This window comes from Aquiflexum sp. (assembly GCF_041751335.1).
Lineage (GTDB): Bacteria > Bacteroidota > Bacteroidia > Cytophagales > Cyclobacteriaceae > Aquiflexum.
The window spans coordinates 1-19,208 of the sequence record NZ_JBGSXS010000127.1; the positions used below are offsets into that span (position 1 = coordinate 1).

Annotated in this window: 17 protein-coding genes and 1 tRNA gene; 8 read left to right on the top strand and 10 right to left on the bottom strand. The window is 39.2% G+C overall.

Features of this window, described 5'->3' with window-relative positions; translation table 11 throughout:
• Window positions 1-256: 256 nt before the first annotated feature.
• Both ACEW8U_RS06840 and ACEW8U_RS06845 read right to left on the bottom strand, forming a co-directional pair.
• Window positions 257-505 (bottom strand): hypothetical protein, encoded by a 249-nt coding sequence (locus ACEW8U_RS06840; protein ID WP_373521294.1) that lies wholly within the window; start codon window positions 503-505, stop codon window positions 257-259.
• Window positions 506-633: 128 nt separating this feature from the next.
• Complete coding sequence (locus tag ACEW8U_RS06845) at window positions 634-1,992, bottom strand: DEAD/DEAH box helicase (RefSeq protein WP_373521295.1); 1,359 nt, start codon at window positions 1,990-1,992, stop codon at window positions 634-636.
• Window positions 1,993-2,125: 133 nt separating this feature from the next.
• Here ACEW8U_RS06845 and ACEW8U_RS06850 point away from each other — a divergent pair, with 133 nt between their 5' ends.
• The 8 genes from ACEW8U_RS06850 to ACEW8U_RS06885 all read left to right on the top strand — a co-directional run bounded on the left by ACEW8U_RS06850 (window position 2,126) and on the right by ACEW8U_RS06885 (window position 9,190).
• On the top strand, window positions 2,126-3,475 hold the full coding sequence (locus ACEW8U_RS06850; RefSeq protein WP_373521296.1) for a dihydroorotase: 1,350 nt from the start codon (window positions 2,126-2,128) through the stop codon (window positions 3,473-3,475).
• A gap of 73 nt (window positions 3,476-3,548) precedes the next feature.
• A tRNA-His gene (locus ACEW8U_RS06855) sits at window positions 3,549-3,624 on the top strand.
• 103 nt (window positions 3,625-3,727) lie between these two features.
• Window positions 3,728-3,868, top strand: a complete 141-nt coding sequence (locus ACEW8U_RS06860) for a hypothetical protein (protein ID WP_373521297.1) — start codon at window positions 3,728-3,730, stop codon at window positions 3,866-3,868.
• A 110-nt stretch (window positions 3,869-3,978) separates the two neighbouring features.
• The gene (locus tag ACEW8U_RS06865; RefSeq protein ID WP_373521298.1) at window positions 3,979-5,895 is read left to right on the top strand and encodes an amylo-alpha-1,6-glucosidase; all 1,917 of its coding nucleotides are present in this window, start codon (window positions 3,979-3,981) and stop codon (window positions 5,893-5,895) included.
• A gap of 9 nt (window positions 5,896-5,904) precedes the next feature.
• Window positions 5,905-7,191 (top strand): glycosyltransferase family 4 protein, encoded by a 1,287-nt coding sequence (locus ACEW8U_RS06870; protein WP_373521299.1) that lies wholly within the window; start codon window positions 5,905-5,907, stop codon window positions 7,189-7,191.
• Window positions 7,188-8,402 (top strand): glycoside hydrolase family 57 protein, encoded by a 1,215-nt coding sequence (locus ACEW8U_RS06875; RefSeq protein ID WP_373521300.1) that lies wholly within the window; start codon window positions 7,188-7,190, stop codon window positions 8,400-8,402. The genes ACEW8U_RS06870 and ACEW8U_RS06875 overlap by 4 nt, the downstream gene beginning before the upstream one ends.
• 76 nt (window positions 8,403-8,478) lie before the next feature.
• A complete protein-coding gene (locus ACEW8U_RS06880; protein ID WP_373521301.1) occupies window positions 8,479-8,934 on the top strand; it encodes a hypothetical protein in 456 nt (151 codons plus the stop codon).
• Window positions 8,921-9,190: a hypothetical protein gene (locus ACEW8U_RS06885; RefSeq protein WP_373521302.1), complete on the top strand. Its 270-nt coding sequence runs from the start codon at window positions 8,921-8,923 to the stop codon at window positions 9,188-9,190. The genes ACEW8U_RS06880 and ACEW8U_RS06885 overlap by 14 nt, the downstream gene beginning before the upstream one ends.
• 8 nt (window positions 9,191-9,198) lie before the next feature.
• Here ACEW8U_RS06885 and ACEW8U_RS06890 read toward each other — a convergent pair whose 3' ends face one another.
• The 8 genes from ACEW8U_RS06890 to ACEW8U_RS06925 form a co-directional block, all read right to left on the bottom strand.
• Window positions 9,199-9,879 carry a DUF2461 domain-containing protein gene (locus ACEW8U_RS06890; protein ID WP_373521303.1) on the bottom strand — a complete coding sequence of 227 codons (681 nt, stop codon included), beginning with the start codon at window positions 9,877-9,879 and terminating at the stop codon, window positions 9,199-9,201.
• Between the two features lie 141 nt (window positions 9,880-10,020).
• On the bottom strand, window positions 10,021-10,623 hold the full coding sequence (locus ACEW8U_RS06895) for an alpha/beta hydrolase (RefSeq protein ID WP_373521304.1): 603 nt from the start codon (window positions 10,621-10,623) through the stop codon (window positions 10,021-10,023).
• 1 nt (window position 10,624) lies between these two features.
• Window positions 10,625-11,575, bottom strand: a complete 951-nt coding sequence (locus ACEW8U_RS06900; RefSeq protein WP_373521305.1) for a ring-cleaving dioxygenase — start codon at window positions 11,573-11,575, stop codon at window positions 10,625-10,627.
• Between the two features lie 209 nt (window positions 11,576-11,784).
• On the bottom strand, window positions 11,785-12,312 hold the full coding sequence (locus ACEW8U_RS06905; protein WP_373521306.1) for a YceI family protein: 528 nt from the start codon (window positions 12,310-12,312) through the stop codon (window positions 11,785-11,787).
• 71 nt (window positions 12,313-12,383) lie between these two features.
• On the bottom strand, window positions 12,384-12,833 hold the full coding sequence (locus tag ACEW8U_RS06910; protein WP_373521307.1) for a MarR family winged helix-turn-helix transcriptional regulator: 450 nt from the start codon (window positions 12,831-12,833) through the stop codon (window positions 12,384-12,386).
• 105 nt (window positions 12,834-12,938) lie between these two features.
• On the bottom strand, window positions 12,939-13,739 hold the full coding sequence (locus ACEW8U_RS06915) for an alpha/beta fold hydrolase (RefSeq protein ID WP_373521308.1): 801 nt from the start codon (window positions 13,737-13,739) through the stop codon (window positions 12,939-12,941).
• A gap of 363 nt (window positions 13,740-14,102) precedes the next feature.
• Window positions 14,103-15,695: an amidohydrolase family protein gene (locus tag ACEW8U_RS06920; RefSeq protein ID WP_373521309.1), complete on the bottom strand. Its 1,593-nt coding sequence runs from the start codon at window positions 15,693-15,695 to the stop codon at window positions 14,103-14,105.
• Window positions 15,696-16,078: 383 nt separating this feature from the next.
• Complete coding sequence (locus ACEW8U_RS06925) at window positions 16,079-18,934, bottom strand: alpha/beta hydrolase family protein (protein WP_373521310.1); 2,856 nt, start codon at window positions 18,932-18,934, stop codon at window positions 16,079-16,081.
• Window positions 18,935-19,208 lie beyond the last annotated feature (274 nt).

The following is a 19,208-nucleotide window of genomic DNA, read 5'->3' on the forward strand; positions in this document are numbered from 1 at the left end:
TTCATGCGGTCAAGTTGACTGTTCTTGGACTTGATCTTTGCCGCCGTCATATTCAAGGTTTGCATGTCCTTAAAAGACCAAAAGTTTCCGAAGTTGAATTCCTCAATCATGCTAATAAATTAATATTTGTGTATTTTTCACGAATTTACAAATAAGAATTCAGCATTTTCCACTTTTTCCCATTTTTGTACAAATGGCCCAATAAAAAAATATAAGATATCCCAACCTGAGCCTAATGGGAAAGAAGGCCAATCCATCAAATCACCAAATTCTCCTTTCTAAAAACTGCCAATTTTTGATTCTTGAGTGAAGCTGCTTTACTGATACTGATAAACTCTTCTGCCAGTGCCCTGAACAAGAGTTGAGAAAAACGGTTCAAGTGCTCTACTCCTTCATAAGCTACCGATTCACTGGATATGTAACCTAATTGAGTAAAAACTATGTAAAACTGTTTGAGGTAGTTTTTTTTATCCTGACGGAATATTAGATAGATGAATAAACCCATGTATTGGCCTGCACAACTTTACTTCATGCCATCTTTAAACCAAAAAAAATCTGATCCGAGATCATAACCTGATTTCTAAAACTCGTAAATCTAAAATCTCAATTCTCAATTCTAAATTCTAAAATTCATCAACCCTTCTTCCACTTCGCCTTTGTCTTCATCTGATTCCTATTTCTTTTGGCTTTGGAATTTTTGTTACCGCGTTTCTTTTCCACTTTGTTTGGATTGGGTTTTGGGCGGGCCCTTTTTTCATGGAATCCTCCTTTGAATTCAGGGTTCTCTTTTTTCTTCTGCCCATCTATTTCCCTGGCATAGCCCTGTTGTTCTTCAAATGGAGTTGGGGTCACAGTGAACTCTTCGGGAATTTGCACAGTTGGCACTTCCATCCTGATTATCTCCTCAATTTTCTCAAAATGGTATTCTTCTGCAGGATTGACAAAAGTAATGGCCGCACCTTCCTGTTCGGCCCTGCCTGTCCTGCCAATTCTGTGCACATAATCTTCATAAATCAAAGGGACATCAAAGTTGACCACATGACTGACCATACTGACGTCAAGGCCTCTTGCAGCTACATCTGTCGCTACCAATATCCTTACCTCCCCTGCTTTGAAGTCTTCCATCGAATTGATCCGAGTATTCTGTCCCTTATTGGCATGTATGACTCGGATAGATCCCAAATGTTTTCTTTCCAGATAACTGAAGACCGACTCCGCATTTTTTCGGGATTTGGTGAAGATCATTACCCTTTTAAAATCCTGATTCTCTAATAAATGAACCAGCAAATTGATCTTAGTTTTGATATTGGGTACCAAATATTTTACCTGTTGTATGGTTTCTGCGGTGGTTGCCTGCATAGCAATTTCAACCCGCTCCGGAAACTCCAAAAAATCATGGGAAAGTTTTTCAATTTTCCCACTAAAGGTCGCTGAGAAAAGCATGTTCTGTCTTTTGACTGGAATCACTTCCAAAATTGCCCTGATCTGTCCCAAAAAACCCATATCCATCATTTTGTCCGCCTCATCCATGACCATGGTTTTGATTTCTCGGGTAAATATCTCGCCGCGTTTGTACAGGTCCAAAAATCTTCCCGGTGTTGAAATAATAATATCCACCCCAGCCTGCACTTTTTCAATTTGGGTTTTTGGTCCTATTCCTCCGTAAAGGCTGACAAACCTCAGATCGGTGTATTTCCCAAATTCTGTTACAGCTTCAGCTATCTGCATGACCAGTTCCCTTGTAGGTGCCAAGATCAGGGCTCGGGGATGCTGACCTTGGGCATATTTGACTTTCATCAGCAATGGCAGAACAAAGGCAGCTGTCTTACCAGTCCCTGTCTGAGCTATACCCAACACATCATGACCTGCCAAAACCAGCGGAATCGCCTGTTCTTGTATAGGAGTTGGTTTGGTATATCCTGCATCCTTAACCCCATCCAAAAGTTGCTTATTCAATTTAAAATTATCAAAAGTTTGAAGGCTATCAGACATGTTTTAGTATTTTTGAGCTTGTGTAAAGTGGTGAGAAATAAACCATTTTCTGAAACCAAGGGTTAATTTTTGTAAATGACCCTTAGCGGCTTATTATTCAACTGTCAATAAATCTCTCCAAATCAATCGCAAAATGAAAAGTATTTTAATCACAGGTGCAAATATAGTGAATGAAGGTAAGATAACCCGTTCTGATGTTTTGATCAAAGACGGTATGTTTTATAATATAGGTACAGACCTGTCTGAATTTGAGGCAGACACGACCATAGATGCCAGCGGCAAATATATTTTTCCGGGATTGATCGATGATCAGGTGCATTTTAGGGAACCAGGATTGACACATAAAGCAGATATCTATACCGAAAGCAAGGCGGCTGTAGCAGGGGGTATTACTTCTTATATGGAAATGCCCAATACAGTTCCTCAAGCTACCACTTTGGAACTTTTGGAAGAAAAATTCTCTATAGCTTCCGAAAAATCATTGGCCAACTACTCTTTTTTCTTTGGAGCTACCAATGATAATATTGAAGAGATCCTGAAGGTTGACCCTGAAAATGTATGTGGGATTAAGGTTTTTCAGGGCTCCTCCACAGGAAATATGCTCGTGGACAATCCTGAAAGTCTGGACAGGATCTTTTCTGAATGCAAGATGATCATTGCTACCCATAGTGAAAATGATAATATCATAAAAGCAAATCTCCAAAAATACCAAGCGAAATTCGGAGATGATATTCCAGTAAAATACCATCCAAAAATCAGATCCGCCGAGGCTTGTTATGATGCTTCAAAAAAGGTGGTAGACCTTGCTAGAAAATATGGCAGCCGACTCCATGTTTTACATATCAGTACCGGAAAAGAGGTGGGGCTTTTTGACAAAAAACTACCTTTGGTAGAAAAAAGAATCACTGCTGAGGCCTGTATCCATCATTTGTGGTTCTCAGAAGATGATTATGAAGAAAAAGGAAATTTCATAAAATGGAATCCGGCTATTAAAACTGTTGATGATCGAGATAAAATTTTAGAGGGGGTTTTGGACGGACATATAGATGTCATTGCCACAGACCATGCACCCCATACTTTAGAAGAGAAAAATAAATCATATTTATCCGCTCCATCTGGGGGGCCTTTGGTACAACACAGTTTGGTGGCCATGCTTGACCTATACCATCAGGGAAAAATCAGACTGGATCAAATTGTTGAAAAAATGTGCCATAATCCTGCTATTCTTTTTGAAATAGACAAGAGAGGTTATATTCGTCCAGGATACCATGCTGATTTAGTGATCGCTGACCTTGACAGCCCTTGGACAGTAGAAAAAAGCAACGTGCTTTCAAAATGTGGTTGGTCCCCATTTGAGGGACATACATTTAAGTCAAAAGTAACCCACACGGTTGTTTCGGGACACTTGGCGTTCGAAAATGGAACATTTCATGAAGAGCAGAAGGGACATCGATTAAAATTTTCAAGAAAATTACAGGTATGAGTATTGCTTAGGAAAAAGCGAAACATTACCTTTGCAGTCCATTCCAGAAAAGTTTGGAATGTAACTTCAATATGGTGGTTGTAGCTCAGCTGGTTAGAGCGCTGGTTTGTGGATCCAGAGGTCGCCGGTTCGAACCCGGTCTTCCACCCTCAGCCCCTCTCGCCGAGAGGGGTTTTCTTATTTTAAGAACTAATAATGAACCCAAATGGCATAAATTTTGTATAAGTGGTTAAAATTAAAATTTGAAAGGCAATGTATACATTATTCAAAGCTTCGCCCAAATTCCCAAAGGTCAAGCCTGTCAATCTGAAGTTTGTGCAGTTGTACATGACAAAGTTTGAAGAATCACTCAAAAACTTTGAGGAATTGCAAAAAGAAAGCATCCGATACTAATTTTGGATAAAATGAAAGGTTATGTTCCAATAACCTTTTTTTTTATGCAATAAGTTTTTCTTTCGGTATCAAAAAAGTATTTTTATGGAAATCTCAAAACTTTTAACCAAATGAGTTATATCCATTTTGACAAAACCCAATTAATCAACCTAAATTACTCCCTTGACAGAGAAATAATCAGAACCAATAGGGGGGGCTGCTACACCAGTACCACTATCATTGGATGTAACACCAGGAAGTATCATGGCCTTTTGGTGGCTCCACAGCCCCAAATTGATGAGCAATTGCATGTCATGTTGTCCACTGTCCATGAAACGGTGATCCAGAGAGGGGCAAATTTTAATTTGGGTATCAGTAAGTTTCCTGGCAATTACTCTCCAAGAGGGCATAAATACTTGGAAGATTTCGATTCTGAGCCTATCCCAAAATTAACATACCGTGTTGGAGGAGTATTGTTACAAAAAGAGCTTATCCTTGACACCAATCGAGACAGGGTTATGATTAGGTACACCTTGTTGGATGCCCATTCACCGACCAAAATAAGAATCAGCCCATTTTTAGCATTCAGAGGCTATCATAATCTTTCCAAAGAAAACAATAGGATCAATAAAGAATTTTCAAAACTACCAAATGGCGTAAAATTTCAGTTATACCCTGAATATACCCCCCTTTACCTACAACTTTCCAAAAAAAATGAGTTCGTTTCAAAACCAGATTGGTATTTTAATATAGAATACATCATGGAAAGGGAACGGGGGTATGATTATCAAGAGGATTTATTTGTTCCAGGATATTTTGAATTTGATATCCAAAAGGGTGAATCGGTAATTTTCTCAGCAGGCCTTGTAGAAGCCGACCCTGGTACCAGACAAAAAGCTTTTGAAAAAGAACTAGCGAGGCGGATACCAAGGAATAATTTCATTAACTGCCTCAAAAATTCTGCAGGACAGTTTATCCAAAAACGGGATAAAAAAACACACGTTATCGCCGGATACCCTTGGTTTGGATGGTGGGGAAGAGACACTTTTGTTTCAGCACCAGGACTAACCTTGACTCAGGGAGATAAAGAAACCTTCTTGGAGATAATGGATACGATGGTCGCAGACCTTAATGGGCCACTCTTCCCAAATGTAGGCAGTGGGGTAATGAGAAATTCCACGTCAATGGATGCTCCTTTGTGGTTTTTCTGGTCTCTTCAACAATACATTGTTTTTACAGGAGACACTAAAACCATCAAAAAGAAGTATTTGGATAAAATGAAAGGAATCATTGATGGATTCCGTCAAGGGACAGATTATAATATCCACATGCTGGAGAATGGGTTGATGTTTGGCGGCGTAGAAGGAGTGGCATTGACTTGGATGGACGCTGTAAACACTGATGGCCCTGTAACGCCAAGAATCGGTTGTCCCGTTGAAATCAATGCGCTATGGTACAATGCACTTTGTTTTTATTCAGAACTTGCGGGTGACAAAGAAATCCAATCTCTTTCAGAAAAAGTTAAAAAATCTTTTGTAGACACCTTCTGGGATGAAGAAAGAGGATATTTGGCCGATTATGTAAATGATAATTATAAAGACTGGTCTATTAGACCAAATATGGTTTTTGCAACTTCCTTAAAATATTCTCCATTGGAGGAAAGTCAAATGGATAGTATTCTGGAAAAAGTGAAATCCAAATTATTGACGACAAGGGGATTAAGATCCCTTTCTCCCGATGATCCAGGATACAAGGGTTATTATCATGGGACCCCGTTCACCCGGGATATTGCATACCATAATGGTACTGTTTGGGTTTGGCTTTTGGGGAATTTTGTGGAAGGATACCTCAAGCTGCATGGAAAATCAGGGAAACACTTCGTTGAAAAAATCATTCAGTCCTTTGATGGCGTGATGACACAATATGGTGTCGGTACAGTGGCTGAAATCTACGATGGAGATCCTCCGCATAGACCAAAAGGCGCAATTTCCCAAGCTTGGAGTATTGGAGAATTATTAAGAATGATGTATATATTGGATAAAGTTTAATCTGCTTTTATGAAGGTTTTAATGTTTGGGTGGGAATTCCCACCACATATTTCAGGAGGATTGGGTACTGCCTGTTATGGCTTAGTCAAGGGGTTGGTACACCATAAACAGGACATCATTTTTGTTGTGCCAAAATTATGGGGTGACGAAGAACCCCTCGCAGATTTTGTCAATGCGAGTGATGTGGTCATTGATTATAGAGAGAAGAAATTCAAGAAAATATGGAAAAACCTTACCTATCTGGAAGTAAGTAGCTTTTTGGTTCCTTATCTAGGCCCTGATGAATTTAAAAAATACACTGATTATGCCATACACGACCGTACTGATGTTGATGAAAGTGTTTTTTCAAACAAATTTGAATTTAGCGGAAAATACGGCCAGGATTTGATGAAAGAAGTAGCTAGATATGCCTTGGTAGCTGCGCAGATTGCAAAATCTAAGGATCATGATGTCATTCACGCGCATGATTGGCTAGCTTATCCTGCAGGTATCGCAGCCAAAGAAATCAGCGGAAAACCCCTTGTAGCCCATATCCACGCAACTGAATTTGACCGTTCGGGAGAATCAGTGAACAAGCCTGTATATGACATAGAGAGAGCGGGGATGCTTGCAGCTGACCATGTGGTGGCAGTTAGTCACCTTACAAGAAAAGTAGTCATCGAAAAATATGGTGTTCACCCTGATAAAGTAAGCGTTTTGCATAATGCTGTGCTCGACGCAAGTATTATCAAATCAAGTGTTCATAAAAATGTTCCAGAGAAAATTGTAACCTTTTTGGGAAGAATAACTTTTCAAAAAGGCCCCGAATACTTTGTGGAAGCAGCAAAGAAGGTAATTGATAGAGATCCGAACGTAAGGTTTGTAATGGCAGGAAATGGAGATCTGCTCAATAGAATGATTGAAAGGGTTGCAGAATTGGGAATGGGTACAAAATTCCACTTCACAGGCTTCCTTAAAGGAAAAGATGTAGATGATATGTATGCCATCAGTGATGTGTATGTTATGCCTTCTGTCTCTGAACCGTTTGGTATTGCTCCCTTGGAAGCTGTTCGACATAATACTCCTGTCATTATATCAAAGCAATCCGGTGTTGCTGAAGTACTCAGAAATGCAATCAAAGTTGATTTTTGGGATGTAGATGCCATGGCCGATGCCATTTTTGGATTGCTCCATTATGACAGTATATCTAAGATGTTCAGGGAATTGGGCAGCGAAGAACTTAAAAAATTAAAATGGGAGCATGTAGCTGCCAAACTAGTAACCGTTTACGATAAACTTCACAAACAACAGCCATGAGAACTATTTGTTTCTACTTTCAGGTTCACCAGCCACTAAGAATAAAGCCCTATCGTTTTTTTGATATTGGCGCAGATCATTATTATTGGGATGATTACAGCAATAAAAGCATCATCAGAAAAGTAGCCCAAAAATGCTACTTGCCAATGAATGCCTTGCTCTTGGAACTCATCAATCATTATAATGGCAATTTTAAAGTGTCATTCTCTATTTCCGGTGTTTGTCTGGATCAATTTGAAGCCTTTGCACCAGATGTACTGGAAAGCTTTAAAAAACTAGTAGCAACAGGACATGTTGAGCTTTTAAATGAAACTGATTCCCATGCACTTTGCTCACTCAAAAGTAAAACTGAGTTTCAAAGAATGGTCAACAACCATAGAGCAAAAATCAAAAAACATTTCAATGGTTATGAACCAAAAGTTTTTAGAAATACCGAATTGATCTATTCTGACAAGATTGGCGGTATGGTTGCAGAAATGGGTTTTGAAGGAATGCTTACTGAAGGAGCCAAACACATTCTGGGATGGAAAAGTCCAAACTTTCTTTACGAAAATTCGATAGACCCCAATTTGAAAATATTGTTGAAAAATTTTCAGTTAAGTGATGATATCGCTTTTCGATTCAGCAACAAGACTTGGTCTGATTACCCATTGACTACCGAAAAATTTGTGGATTGGATAAATGCCTTGCCAAGGGAGCAGGAAGTCATAAACCTATTTATGGATTATGAAACTTTTGGTGAACATCAATGGGCTGAAACAGGGATTTTTGAGTTTATGAGAGCATTGCCAAGCGCTGTATTTACACATACCAATTATAGCTTTTCTACCCCATCGGAGGTAGTGAAACATGCAAAATCAATTTCCAAAATACATGTGCCAATTCCAATATCCTGGGCAGATGAGGAGCGGGATCTGACCGCTTGGCTAGGGAATGACCTCCAAAACGAGGCCTTTGCAAAGCTTTATGAAATGGAAGATAGGGTTGCTAAAATTGATGATGAGGAAATCCAAAGAGACTGGAATTACCTTCAAACCTCTGATCATTTTTACTATATGTGCACCAAGTTCTTTTCTGATGGCGCTGTCCACTCATACTTCAGCCATTATGACACCCCTTATGATGCATTTATCAATTATATGAATGTACTCAGTGATTTTATATTAAGGGTGAAAATTAAAGAAGAAACAAAAACAGCGTCAATTCAATAAGTTGCAGGCCATTTCGGTAATGTTCATATTTACTATAAAAGGCTTGCTCTGTCAAGCCTTTTGTGTGCAAAACAAAATGAAAAAACCATCTCTTATATTCCTTCTTCTACTTTGTATTTCTCTGGCCTCTTGTGATGGAGAAAAAGTAATGAAAGCCATGCTATGGGGATTTAACAGAATGGCAGGAGAAGGTTATTTCCCTTCCCCTGAGATCTTGACTCTCGGAGAATTTGAAGGAGCAGAAGTCATGGTATCAAAAATCATAGTAAACGAAGAAAATGAAAGTACCATCGAATTGCGGCTCCACAACGGAAAAAGCGCTTCCCTTAAAATTAGCGAAGAAAATACTGCCCGTAAATGTGCTGAACTATACGCCATAGGCTACTCAAAAATCAACGATTACAAAACCATCAAAATCTCATTTATACAAACTGATCCCTTCAATACAGAAAACTTTGCAGTCAGTGAATATAGTTTTGAAGTAAAGGATTTATTGACAAACCCAACCCCAGAAAACTATGGATTTCAATGAGCAATTCAAACATCCACCTATTAATACAGGTGAGTGGTTTTTGACCATTTTGATTACAAACATCCCTTTGATTGGTTTCATCATGCTGATAGTATGGGCTGTCGATAAGCAAGGAAACCCCAATAAATCCAATTGGGCCAAAGCTAAACTCATTTGGTATGCTGTGGGGATAGGTATTACTATTTTGGTTTTAATGTTGGTAGGTTTTGGTGCCATCACCGGAATCTTTGACAATGTGCCCTGGGATGATTTTTAATCATTAGATCATAAAAGTCCATCCCCATCATTTACCTCTTCAGTGGCTTTGTTCAAAAAGTCATGAAATGGTTTCATTTGCCTAAAAATTCCAATGGTGTGTTTCCTGAATGAACCATCAGCTATCATACTGTCTTTTAAAGGGGTAGAAACAATAAAAGACTTAAATCTTAAAAACTCAATATATGGATGGTCCGAATCATAACCTTTCGGACTGGTCTTGAGGGTATCACCCTTCAAACCACCGAAAGTTTTTTTAAAATTAGATTCCTCAAGAATGAATTGCAATTCTTTTCCGGAATAGTCAATTTCCTGTCTTATTTTTTTCAAAACATCAGCTGGTGGCATCCAAATCCCACCTGCAATAAAACTTTGTCCCGGCTGAATATGAAGATAATATCCCGGTCCTGAGGATTTCTTACCACCCACTGAAAAATAAGCTGCCAAATTGGTTTTATATGGATTTTTGTTTGCCGAAAACCTGACATCCCTATTTTGCCTAAAAACACAATCTTTAGCTTTAAAACCGGAAAGTTCAGGTTCCCATTGGGAAATGGCGTGTAATATCACCTCCACATCTGCCAATAAACTCTCCCTGATTTTCAAATACCAATCTCTATTGGTATCCATCCAGGTTTTATTGTTGTTTTCGGAAAGTGTTTCAAGGAATTTGAGGTATTGATTGTTCATTATAAAACTAAAACTTATAAATATTAAGATGGTTTTAACAATTCTAAATTAGTTCTTTTTCAAGCAATTAATCGGTTGGTGAAAAAAGAAAAACCTGACCATAAAATTGGTCAGGTTCCTTGTTGGTTTAGCTATCAATATTTATTGTAAGATATTTTCATTCACCCATTCCAACTCTTCCTGTCGGATGGTATGATTTGCATCTTCAAAGATCAATGTCTTAACATTACCTCCCATTTTCTGTATCAACTCAGTAGAGTCTTCAATTCTGCTCAAAGGAACATGCATGTCTCTGTGACTGGATCCAATGAAAACTTTGGTCCCACCAAAATCTCCTTTGTATTTGTCTCTATTCAATTTTTCCCCTATCAACCCACCTGTAAAGGCAATCACACCGCCGTATTTTTTTGCATGTTGGGTTGCGTATTCCAATGAAAGACAAGCTCCTTGAGAAAAACCTATAAAAAAGATTTGCTCTGATTTGAATCCTTTGGACTCCAAATCTTCGACGACACCATCAAGCATTTTTATGGCATTTGAGAATGCCGGTTCATTGCTGGAATCAGTAGCCATAAAGCTGTAGGGATACCAAGTGTTTCCTGGCGCTTGAGGTGCAATTAGTGCAAAACCTTCAAGATTGAGATGGTCACTCAAACTTAGTATACTCTCATCTGAGGCACCACGACCATGGATCATAATGGCGACTTTTTCGGCCTTTTCCAAAGCTTTTCCTGCTGTTTTCATCTTACGCAAAACTTTCAATATTTAAATTCACTTTTGCCAATCTTGAAGCTATTTTTTCCCGCTGTGGTTCAGCCCATTCAGGCAATTTCAATAATTCACCCAAATGTGATTCATCCTCATCTATGGCAAACCCAGGTTCATCCGTAGCAATTTCAAATAAGACTCCCCCAGGTTCTCTGAAATAAATGGATTTAAAATAATTCCTATCTTTTACCTCAGTGACTTGGTACCCATTCTCAATCAATATTTTTTGAATTTCCAATTGCGTGGAAGTGTTATCCGTACGGAATGCAATATGATGAACAGAACCTGCACTTTGAATTCCCTGACGGCCATTCTTGTCCAAAACAATATCTACAATATCCCCAGGTTCACCTTTAGTACCATATCGAAACCTTCCTTCTTCTTCGGCAATGAATTTGTAATTCATAAATTGGGTAAGTAACTTTTCTGTTAAGTCTTTTGCTTTAAGTTTCAATGTTACTCCATAAAATCCCCTAATAGAATGTTCCAAAGGGATATTACCATAGGTCCAACCTTTTCTGGAATCACTGTCATTGGCAATTAATTCTATACCCATGCCATCATGATCTTCAAAACGGATCAATTTTTCTCCAAAGCGGCTTAAGGGAGTAGAAGTATTTATATTATATTTCGCCAATCTATCTATCCAAAAAGACAAAGAATATTGGGGAATTGAAAAAGCCGTATAAGTCAATTCACCTGTACCCTTGGTTCCTTTCCTCGCTCCATCAAAGGGGAAAGTCGTAAAAACTGTTCCTGGAGTTCCGAGTTCGTCACCAAAATAAAAATGATAAACATCTGGTGCATCGAAATTGATGGTCTTTTTGACCATTCTCAATCCCAAAATACCCGTATAGAAATCGACATTTTTTTGGGGATTTCCTGCTATGGCAGTTATATGATGAATTCCGGTTATCAGTGCCTTCATGATTTTGGTGTTTTATTGAAATTAAGTTACTGGTTAAATGGTAATAAGTGAATATGGGAAATGGTTTTTTGACTTAAAGAAATCCCTCTCGTATTATTTAAGAAATTATCTCGGTTTTTTTAAGTCAGTTTTTGATAATATTGGTGATGTAAACTTCTGTTAAGGAAAAAGACCTTCAGGGTATTAAAAACCCCAAAGGTCTTTAGGAACTATTGCTTAATTACTTGAGCGTTTACTATTATTCTTACATGGTCACTTACTACGACACTTCCTGCTTCGGTGACGGCATTCCATAATAATCCAAATTCCTTTCTGCTGATCTTACCTTCAATTTCAAATCCCGCTTTGGTTTGTCCATAAGGATCTTCCACTACACCTCCAAAATCAACATCTAATGATAATGTTTTAGTAACGTCCTTTATCGTAAGTTCTCCTTCCAAAGTACTTCCTTTCAAAATACCGGAGAATGACATTTGAGGATATTTCTCTGCATTAAAGAAATCAGCTGACTTCAAATGATTGTCTCTGTCTGACTGATTGGTAGTAATACTTGCGATATCCGCAGAGAAAGAAATATTTGCTCCATCGAAATCATCTGATTCTGATTCAACCGAACCTTCAAAAGATTTGAAATAACCTGTAACCGTTGAAATCACCAAGTGCTTAACTTTAAAAGAAACTTCTGAATGTGTTGGGTCAATAGCCCATTTTGTAGTTGTTGTTGTTGCAGTACTCATAGTTTATTTGTTTTTTGATTTTAAATTGTATTTACATTAAGTGTATATACACTTATTTGTTTAAATTTTTTTTAGCCTCTTAGTTTATCCAACAAATCATTTAACTGATCTACTTCCTCTCCATTCAATTGGACAAGGGTCCTGTTCAATTCATGCATTTGATTATGCAACTGACTAAGAACATCCATTCCTTTTTCGGTGATCAGAATATCAACCTGTCTTCTGTCTGTAGGACATTCCTCCCTGACTACCATTCCTTTTTGTTTAAGTTTCTCCACCAAACGCGAAGCATTGGACATTTTATTGAGCATTCTATCTTGTATAGATGAGACGGTAATAGGACTTCCTTTTTGTCCTCTCAAAATCCTTAAAACATTATACTGTTCTGGTGAAAGGCCGAAGGGTTTGAAAAGACAACTCTGTTTTGTCACCAGATAACTCTGGGTATAATGTAAATTAACGATTGCCTTATTATAGGAATCTGTAAATTCTTTCTGCTTAATCGCCTCTTCAAGCCTCATGAATATATAATGTTTAAGTATTAAATGTATATACATACAAAATTAAGAAAAGGTTTACCAAATCCGACTTATTTTCAAAAAAACTTCTGATTATTTTTTGGTGGATTAGAATTTTACCAACCAATCGCCTATCAACCTGTTTATTTCCTCAGGCTTTTCGATACAACTGCTATGCCCTGCCCCAAGCACCATATGGAGCGTGGCAGAGGAAATGGCCATTTGTATAAATTTGGCTTTCTCGGGTTTGGTAGCTACATCCTCGTCTCCTACAACTACCATAGTGGGGCATTTGATATTTCGGATTTCTTCCTCCACTCCTTTTCTGTAAATCACAGCCTCCACTGATTTGGTAATTGATTTTTTATTGGACTGTAATTCTTTAATCCATTTTTTGTGCGAATCCTTGTTTTTGGGATTTTCCAACCAACTCTGCGCAAACATAATTGTCATCACCTTAGAGGCGATCATCGGAATTACACCGAACATTTTCACAACCCCATTCAAAAACTTGTACTTAGGAAGATTTTCTACTGGCTCAGAATTAGCAGAGGTTTCCAACAAAATTAGGCTTTTAACTTTCTCCGGATACCTTGCAGCCAATCGCATTCCTACAAATCCACCCATTGACAGACCCGCAAAATGAACCGGATGGCCAACTAACTTATCTATCAATTCAAGCACATCCTCAGTCAAAATATCCATATCGATAGGGCTGTCATTCACCTCTGATTGACCTTGGCCCCTATGGTCATAGGCAATAACAGTGTGCCTTTTTTTCAAAAATTCTACTTGTTCCATAAACATCTTATGACTCCAAAGTAGTCCATGAGAAAAGACAATGGTTTCTTTTCCTTCACCTTCTTTGATGTAAAAGAGTTTGATGTTATTGAGTTGTATGTGGGGCATGTCTTATTGTACGAAATTTGTGGGATTTAGCACAAAGTACGATGTACAATGTACCAAGAAATTGAGGTTGGTTGTTTTCTCAGAGTTTATTTAACTGGTTGGTGATTATTGACACTACTACAGGAAATTCTCAGTTCTCGTCTCCTCTCGGATCTTTGACTCTTGACTCTTCTCGCCAGATGTCTCCTGCCGTCGACATGACAAGGAGAAGTCTTATTTAATGGTTATTGCATTCAATTATCAAAGAATCAACAGTATCCTCTATTCTTGGTTCTTGACTCTTGGTTCCCCGATACTCGGGGCAGGCTTTGGCACTAATCTCTCGCATCTCGCTTCTCGCCTCTAATCTCTCGCTTCCCCGAATTACCAATCCAATCCCGGCTGCTTCAACTTCATAGCATCTTCTCGAGCTTTGTGCTGTTGGACTATGACACGGGCATCTTCAAGGAGTTGTTTGGCATCATAGACAATTCCGTCCTTCACTGTATGCTTAACTCCCCCCACCCTGATTGGTTCGTTGTCTTCGCCTATTCTGATGGCACCAGTACCGTATAGAACCTTCAGGTTTTGAAGTGGATTTTCTTCGAGTATCACAAAATCAGCGAGTTTCCCTACTTCTACAGTTCCTATTTCCTTATCCATGCCCAATGCTTCAGATGCGTACATAGTAGCAGACCTGATAACCTCCAAAGGATGGAAACCTGCTTCTCTGAGCAATTCCAATTCCCTGATAAAAGCAAATCCATAGAGTTGATAGATAAACCCTGAATCAGAACCGGCGGTAACCCTACCGCCTCTGTTTTTATATTCATTGATAAAGGTCATCCAGATTCTATAATTTTCCTTCCATTGGATTTCCTCTTCGGTAGTCCAATCAAACCAATAGGAACCATGGGATTCTCTGGATGGCTTGTAAAACCTCCACAAAGAAGGCAAGGTGTATTCCTCATGCCATTCTGCCCTCCTTGCCCGCATCAGATCACGGTTGGCCTCGTAGATATTAAAAGTAGGATCAATTGTAAAATCCAGATCAAGCAGTTCCTGCATAACCTTGTTCCAATGATCAGAGTAAGGTGGAGCTGCCTGTTTCCAAAGTTTCCCTGCCTCTGCAAATCGATGTTGCTCATTCTGGTAATTGTAATCCAAACGGTAATCCTGAATAGTCCTGTCGACCAATAAGGCTTCCGGTAATCCATACCAATGTTCCATCGTGGTCAAGCCTGCCATTGCTGAATTCAGCACATTCCATCTTGCCACATCCATCTGGGCATGATGCATGGAAGACCTTAAACCTATTCTTTTATTTTCTTCCAATGCTGCCTGCATCACTTCCGGTTTGGCTCCAAAAAATTTAACCCCATCTGCACCATTTTTTGCATTTTCATTTACCCAAGCTTTGGCTTCGGCAGCATTCGTTATCGGTTTTGTCGCACCTTGTCCAAAACTGGTATAGGCCAGAAGTCTCGGTGCAGTGATGGTATTTGCAGCAGATTTCTTTTTGTGCTCCAACACCCAATTCAGGCCGTTCCCAGCAGATGGATCTCTGACCGTGGTAATGCCATGCGCCATCCAAAGCTTGAAAACATACTCCGCAGGAGTACCTTGGCCAGCTCCACCAATATGACCATGCATATCAATCAAACCAGGAAGCAAATAGTGACCTTCCAAGTCCATAACCTTATCATTAGGACCAGCCTTAGGTCTTCTTTCTTCTTTGATTGGCAATCCGGGATAACCTACCACCCTAACTTCCGCGATTTTATTTCTTTCAACAACAATATCCACAGGACCGATAGGAGGTGCACCTGTACCATCGACCAAAGTCACACCCCTAATGATCAGCTTATCATAAGGCCCTTCCCCTTCCTTCCGGTCAGGTGAAGGCATTACTTGGGCAAATGGTGAAACAGGAAACAGGAGAACTGTTAGGAATAAAACAAGTATTGATTTTTTCATATAGGTAAGTGGTTGACGGTCTCAAAATAGCCTTTTTCCAAAGAATAAAAAAACCGGTTGTCATATCCAAGGATTGATGTAATTAGTAGGCCAATTTTGTTAAAGGCCTCTCCTTTGTCATTTAGACGGCAGGAGAAATCTGTTGCTCCGAATCAGGGTATTAGACCTATCTCCCGTACAGTTGTCGGGATCGAGTTGACAAGACAAAGCTTTTAAGTCTTGAACACTTTTGTTGGTTCTATGGTGATAAAGACTTCTCTCTTGTCGACGGCAGGAGAAATCTACTTCCCCGGCTTGGGTAATTAAACCTCTCCTAGGTCCCTGTATTTCGACTGGAAGGTATATATCAATATCTGTATCCTACAGGAAACCAATTAACAATCCTAAACACCATCCACATCCCCGACAAGCTCCAATCCCTGATAGATTCCCTTTTCAATCGCAGGAACTCCTCGCTCCATCCAAACTGGCATCGCAGCATCTTTAAGATAGTGGTCAAAGAACTGCATCATCCTAGTCTGGAAATCAATGCGATTTTCTCTTTTAACAGGCCAATGAGGTTCTCCGTTATAATTCAGCATCCAAGTGGGCTTATTAAGTCTTCTCATAGCGAGGTACATTTCTATTCCCTGATACCAAGGCACAGCACCATCTGCATCATTGTGCAACAAGAGTATGGGCGTTTCAATTTTATTGGCAAAAAACAAAGGGGAATTCTCAATATAAGGCAAGGGATTATCCCATAAACTAACCCCTAATCTTGACTGTGCTTTTTCGTATTGGAACATCCTTGCCCTTCCTGATTCCCACCTGATTCCTCCATAAGCACTTGTCATATTGGCTACAATAGCTCCTGCCTCAGCTGCACGGAACATATTGGTCCTAGTTAGAATATAGGCTGTCTGATAACCACTCCAACTGTGCCCTTGAATACCAACTCTATCTTTGTTCACAAAACCTTGGGATATCAAATGGCTGACTCCGGGAATGATACAATTGAAGGCACTTTCACCAGGATAGCCTGTACTATAAACCACATCGGGAACAAATATCAGGTAATCATTGCTCACATACATGGTTCGATGGACCAATGAACGGATAGGTTCAGGTTTGTGGTGCTGATGGATGGTATTAGAAAAACGCTCGTAGTAAACCACCACCATAGGATACTTTTTGCTGGGATCAAAATTTTCAGGTTTGTAAAGAATGCCTTCCAAAGGTATATTGTCCAAAGAGTTCCAATAAACCAATTCAGCTGTTCCCCACTTGTAATCTTTTTGTTGGGGATTGGCTTCGGAGATTTTCTTTGGTTTGGAAAATTTCATATCTGCCACATAGAGGTCGGGAAATTCCTGAAAGTTTTCCATTGTATAAAGATACAGGTCAGCGTCATTGGCTTTTTGAATTCCACCATATCGGTGCGCACTCATGACCAAAGGATCAAGTTTCCTGTCTTTTAATGAATACCTGACATATCCTGATGATTTACTTTTTTCATCAAAAGCCGTCAATAGCATCACTTCATCCTGATCAATGTATTGTTTTTCCCTGTCTAGATCGACATAACGATAGGTATGCTTTTTAGCCCTACCATCTTTGGTCAAGTTAATCGGGTCATCTTTTCCCTGTGGGTCAAAGGACCAGATATCATATTTGTCATAGATCAAAATCCTTGCATCATCCTTGGTCCATCCTGCCAGACCGTATGAAGAAGGATAATCCGGTACATCATTTTCCTCATCGGCAAATGGAATACCCATATCCGAAGTCAATTTCAATGTTTTTCCGGAAGCAATATGATGTGCAAACCAAGCAGTATCAGGATTACTGAACCAGTAAGCATACTGTGCGGCAGGTGATATCCTGGAAGAACCCTGAACACCTGTTTCAATCAGATTCGAACTGCCATCAGACACATTCACAATATATAAATCATGCGCCCCTCCGGTGTCCCAAGTGCGGCTTACTCTATAATCCCGATCATCTTTGCCCAACGCGTATTTGGAATTTCCTTCTTCCCCTACATTAATATCGGACATTTTTTCATTACCCAATTGAACCAACTTCCTGCTATCCAAATGCAATACAGCCAAATAGCTTCGTTTTCTCTCTCTGTCTGCTCTTACATTTTGTTCAGGATAGATATAATCATCCTGCCAATGCCAGACTTCCACATTAACTATTTCTTCAGCCAACAAAGCAGTATCCTTGACAATGGGTAGTGGATTGGTCCCAAAGAATAGTTTACTGCCGTCTTTTGAAAAATAAGGGTTGAAGTTTTCGGATACCAACCATTTCTCGGGGATTCCAGCAGTATTTTTGTCTACCAATAAGGAAGCAGCCGATTGGGATTTGTCCCAATAATACATTTTTGGCTCTCTCACCAAGGCTTTGGTAGTGTCCAAGTCTGCGATAAATACCACTTTGGAACCTGAATCATCTATGCTCAGATATTTGAATTTATGTTTTTTATTGGCTTCAAAAATGGACAGTAACTTTTCTTCTTTTAGGTCATACCAGTAAATTCCCGGTTGAAGTTCTCCATTATCACCTGACGAATGAAACAATAAACCTTCTCCATTCTTGGCAAATATGTATTCTTTTACAAAACCAAAGGTCATTTGTTGACCATTTTCCAAGTTAGTCAAAACCAGTGGAAATCCGTTTTCATCAGATATCTTACGTGAGGGTTTGGCTTTTTCAGAATCTTCCTGTCCAATCCCATTTGTTTTTTCCTTTTCGGTTTCACTTACAGGTTCCAATTGATAAGCAATCCAGCTTCCTACTTTTTCAGGGATCTTGTAGGATTTGACATTAGGTATTTTCTCCAGTTTTTTGTTGGTCCAAGAGTAAATTCCCAACGTGTCTTTTGGCATGTCCTCCTTTTTCTTCTTTTCCCTGCGCAGCTCTTTGATCAGATCTTTTTGGGCTTTGATCAACATAAAAGAATACCTGCTATCCCAACTTAGCTTGATGTTTTCAGCCCTAGGTACTTCATCTATGGTGTTTTTGGAAAGGTCCATCAAAACCAGTTTACCATCTGCTGCTTCGGGATTTAAAGTGTAAGCGGCATATTTCCCATCATTGGTAAATTCTTTGTAAGTAATGCTTTTCCACTCGTCGTAAGCAGCATGGGTCAATGGCTTTTTGACAATTGGGGGATTCGACTGTTTTCTTTGGGCATAAGCGGGAAGTATCAAAACCACCACCAATAACCCTGTAATTATATTCTTTATCATAATCGTCAATATTTGAATTGAAATTATGGCATTTCTGAAAAACAAAAAAACCGACTATATAAGAGCGGTGGAATAATCACTGACACGGAAAATTATTTCATATCAAATAAGAAGTAGAAAATAAAAGTGGAAAAAGAATAATACAGGTTCTATTTCGATGCACTTTTACTTATACATTGCACCAAGTGCCAGAGACACCACAGATATAAAAACCACAGGTTTCAACCTGTGGACCATAACTATAGATCTACCACCCAGTCCCGTAGGGATGACC